Source organism: Flavobacterium sp., from assembly GCF_036405015.1.
Lineage (GTDB): Bacteria > Bacteroidota > Bacteroidia > Flavobacteriales > Flavobacteriaceae > Flavobacterium.
Window position 1 is genome coordinate 1 of record NZ_DASWYK010000059.1, and the last position, 4,381, is coordinate 4,381.

Here is a 4,381-nt window from a genome sequence, read left to right on the forward strand (position 1 = left end):
GTTGTTCTAGTAAAGCACCACAATTGATTAAAGTTAGAATGACTAACGAAAGCACAAATATCTTATCATAACTTTCTAAATAATCAAAATAATAAGTAAAAATCGTGAGGATCAAAGTGCAGATTCCTAATTGTATATAAAGGTAATTTTTAAATCGAAGTCGTTGGTTTGGAGATGCTTTATCTTGCAGAAAACGCTTTTCTAAAATAGGGCGAATATCCTGATCCATATCGGCTGGACTTCCAAAAATAGCATTCCATCTTGCTTTGAATCCGCTGGAGCGTTTCCATAATTCATAGATTTCAAAATAATAATGAAAATGCTGCCATAAAAAACTATAGCTTTTTAAGGGATGTGTCAAACCGTATTTGGGTTTTTCTTCTTCGGTTTGGAAAGTTCCAAAAAGACGATCCCAAAACGTAAACATATCGCCGTAATTTTTATCTAAATATTTTTCATCAGAAGCATGATGAACACCATGAACAGAAGGCGTTACAAAAACATATTCCAACCATTTTATTTTTCCTATAAGCTGTGTATGGGTAAAAAAAGAATAAGTGCCATGGACAATCAGCATCGTTATAACCATTGAAGGATGAAAACCAATAAAGGGCAAAATACACCAAAATCCTGTTCTGATAATGGCCTGAAAAGTTGTAATTCTAGCTGCAGCCGTAAAATTAAATTCTTCACTATGATGATGCACAATATGTGCCGCCCAGAAAAAATTGACTTCATGTCCTAATCGATGATACCAATACCAGACAAAATCGGTAGCGAGAATTAGCGCAAACCAAACAAAAGCATTACTCGGAATATCAAATATCCTATAATCATCATAAATCAAATAATACAACTGGTAAAAACTGGCAGCAATAAATAAATTGATTAAACGCTCAGCAATTCCGATGGAAATATTGGAAACAGAACTTTCATAATTAAAAATTTCAGGTCTTTTTCTGCGTTGAGCAAGCTTATATTCTAAAAATAAAAAAAGAAAAAAGGCAGGCATGGCAAAAGCCAGAAAATTGATATTTTTCATTTGTATGATATTTTCGATTCTAAGAATTATGAGGTTATTTAGAACACATAGCTATGTGCATTGAAATCAGTGAAACGCCTTTATAGACTTGCAAAAACTATGTTTCTATGTGTTAGAATTTACCTCACGGTTTAAAAATTATATACATCAGCAAACGAAAAAGACACTTTCATCAATTACACTTTTAGGGAGACTAAAAATGTAATCAACAAAAATGATCTTTTACGAAGTAAACCTGATTTAATTTTGCTTAAACAAAGGAGCTTCCAAAGCCACTTCTTTTACCGATTGAGTTTCGGCTACTTTTTTCAAAGCAATAATATAAGCAGCAATACGAGGTGTTACATTATGTTTGACTGCCACTCTAAAAACAGTATCAAAACCTTTTTCTAAAATATCTTCCAGACGTTTATTGATCTGGTGAATTCTCCAAGACTCCAAAAGCGAATTCTGAAGCCATTCGAAATAAGAAACTGTAACACCGCCAGCATTGGCTAAAATATCAGGAACAACTAATATACTTTTATCATGTAAAATTTGATCTGCATCTGAAGACACTGGACCATTGGCACCTTCCACAATAATTCTAGCTTGAATATCAGCAGCATTTTTCTGTGTAATCACATCTTCTTTTGCAGCCGGAATCAAAACATCCACTTCTAAAAGCAGTAAATCTTCATGTTTAATGGCAACTGAATTTGGATAACCTTTTATCGTTTTGTTATTCAAATTATAATATAAAATCAACTCTGGAATATTAATTCCGTTCGGATTGTAAAATGCTTCTGAAACATCGCTTACCGCGACAATTTTCACTCCTTTTTCATGTAAAAACAAAGCAGAATGCAGTCCAACATTACCAAATCCCTGAATGGCTGCTGTAGCTCTAGCAGGTCTGATTTTTAATTTTTGAAGTGCTAAAAGGCTTATAATACTCACTCCTCTTCCCGTTGCTTCTACTCTTCCTAAAGATCCTCCAGAATGCAGATGTTTTCCAGTTACAACAGCGTGAATTGGTCTTCCGTGTAACAATGAAAATTCATCCATTAGCCAACCCATTTCGTCTGGTCCGGTTCCCATGTCTGGAGCTGGAACATCTTTTTCTGGTCCGAAAATATCAGCTAAGGCTTTGGTGTAAGCCCTCGTAATTTTTTCTAATTCTGTTTTAGAATGGTTTCTCGGATCGCAAATAATGCCGCCTTTAGCGCCACCAAACGGAATTCCGGTTACAGCAGATTTCCAGGTCATCCAGGCGGCAAGTGCTTTTACTTCGTCCAAATTCACAGCGGTATCATAACGAATTCCGCCTTTTGAAGGTCCCAAAGCAGTATTATGAATAACGCGATATCCTTCAAAATTCTGAACATTTCCGTTATCTAAAGTAATAGAAAAGTTTACTGTAATTTGTTTTTCAGGACGTTGTAATTTTTGTCTGAGTGAATGGTCTAAATTTAAAATATCTGCAGCGATATTAAAACGATCAATCATCGATTGAAACGGATTATGTTTTATAATTTCTGAGCTCATAGTATATATAGTTTTTTGGTTTGGGTTATCTCTTTATGTTTATTCAAAATATTCTTTGATAAAGCTTCTACTCTCTATCTCATAAACAGCTGCAACACGGAATTTTTACCAGACAGCGTCGCATCAAAATTTTCATATTTCTATTGGTTCTCATATCTTGATTTTTTAACGGTTCAAAAAAAAAGCCTTTCATGGTGCAATGAAAGGCTAAAAAAAAAAATAACTAACAAGTACTTTCTCTATTAACGCCATTTCAAAACGTGATTCATCATACAGCACATCGCAAAGCTGCATGGAAAAGACGTCTTAATATTTCGGCTATAGTTTTTCATTGTTGAGACAAAGCTACAAAAATATATTTATAAATTCTATAGAATTAGTAGAGTTTATTTTTAACAAAATTACACATAACCATAAAAACTACTGTAAAACAAAGGATTACGAACTAAAAAAAATTACTGTAATTGTGAAAAAACTATGAAAACAACAGCGATTAAAGCCAAAATCAACCCTAAAATATTGATTTTGGATAGTTTTTCTTTGAAGAAAAAAGCGCCAATTAGTGTTCCTAAAATAATTACCCCCATATTCATTCCGGCAAAAACAGTTGACGGATTTTCTGAAAAGGCTTTATGCGCTTTTAAATAAAATAATATATTTCCGAAGTTGAAGATTCCGACCAATATCCCGAAGGGAATACTTTTTAAAACGAAATTTTCTTTCGCTACAAATAACTTATATATGACAATAAGAATAGAAACTGTAAAAGCAATTAGAAAAACAAAAAACAAAGATGTTGTATAAGGAACAACCGTATATAAAGCTATTTTCTTGAAAAGAATATCGACAACTCCAAAACCAAGTAAAACTGCAGCTGGATAAATCCATTTGTTTTCAGTATTATCTGAAGGCTTTTTTAAGATGAATAAAAGTGCAGCAAAACCAACTAGCACTCCAATAACTTTATACGTATTAAATCCTTCATTAAATAAAAGCCAAGCTGCCAAAATCGGAATAAACAATGATAGTCTTTGTGCAGCATCGGTTTTTGCAATTCCCATATACCTTATAGAAAGCGCTAGAAAAAGAAATAATATCGGAAGTAAAATTCCAACTGAAGTGTAAATTTCCAAAGGTGCTTTATCATCTAACGTATTTAAATCTGGGCTAAAAGTAAAATAACAAAGCGTGATCGCAGCAATATAATTGAACGAAATAATCTGTGACGGATTGGCATTATACTTTCTAGAAACTTTGAAAATAACACCTACAATAACACTACAAAGAATACTTAATATAAGGAATAACATAAATCTATTTTTGGACTGTAAAAGTAATCTATTGTAAAATTAAAAAGCCCAGCCGGTTTTAAAAAACCAGCTAGACCAGATTAAGTTTTAATATAAATTGAACAAAATTTAATTTTAACACATAGAAACATAGTTTTTTTTACTCCTGTTAAGAGTACCAAAAAAGCAAGCTTTAACACATAGCTATGTGTATTGAAATTAGTGAAACGCCTTTCTTTTAAGCTTTCCCAACTATGTTTCTATGTGTTAAATTACTTTCAGCTTTTTTTAGAATTTACTAATATAACTTCCGTAAATGTCTCTAAACTGGTTTCCTTTTGCAAAACGATCTTTGCTCAGTTTTTTATATTCAACCAATCCCCACAAAACAAATTCTTTCAAGAAATAAATATCTTCTTTGGCTGTTTGAGGCTGATATTTTTTGACTAATTCATCTAACGGAGCTACCTCGTCTAAAATACTTTTATATTCAACATCCGAAGCGTCGTCTAATAATTCGAAG

General features: G+C 32.6%; 3 protein-coding genes and 1 pseudogene. All 4 read right to left on the reverse strand.

The annotated features are described in order from the left end of the window. On the reverse strand, positions 1 to 1,042 hold a 1,042-nt coding region (locus tag VGE71_RS04685; protein ID WP_331137253.1), incomplete at its 3' end, for a sterol desaturase family protein. 240 nt (positions 1,043 to 1,282) lie between these two features. After that, a complete protein-coding gene (locus VGE71_RS04690; RefSeq protein WP_331137254.1) occupies positions 1,283 to 2,569 on the reverse strand; it encodes a Glu/Leu/Phe/Val dehydrogenase in 1,287 nt (428 codons plus the stop codon). Between the two features lie 455 nt (positions 2,570 to 3,024). Continuing rightward, complete coding sequence (locus VGE71_RS04695) at positions 3,025 to 3,879, reverse strand: EamA family transporter (RefSeq protein WP_331137255.1); 855 nt, start codon at positions 3,877 to 3,879, stop codon at positions 3,025 to 3,027. 267 nt (positions 3,880 to 4,146) lie between these two features. Continuing rightward, positions 4,147 to 4,381 (reverse strand): annotated as a pseudogene (locus VGE71_RS04700) (magnesium chelatase); the annotation flags it as partial.

Excerpts from the sequence above, each read along its gene's own strand:
- VGE71_RS04690 (WP_331137254.1), bottom strand. The coding sequence starts at position 2,569 with ATGAGCTCAGAAATTATAAAACATAATCCGTTTCAATCGATGATTGAT.
- VGE71_RS04695 (WP_331137255.1), bottom strand. The coding sequence starts at position 3,879 with ATGTTATTCCTTATATTAAGTATTCTTTGTAGTGTTATTGTAGGTGTT.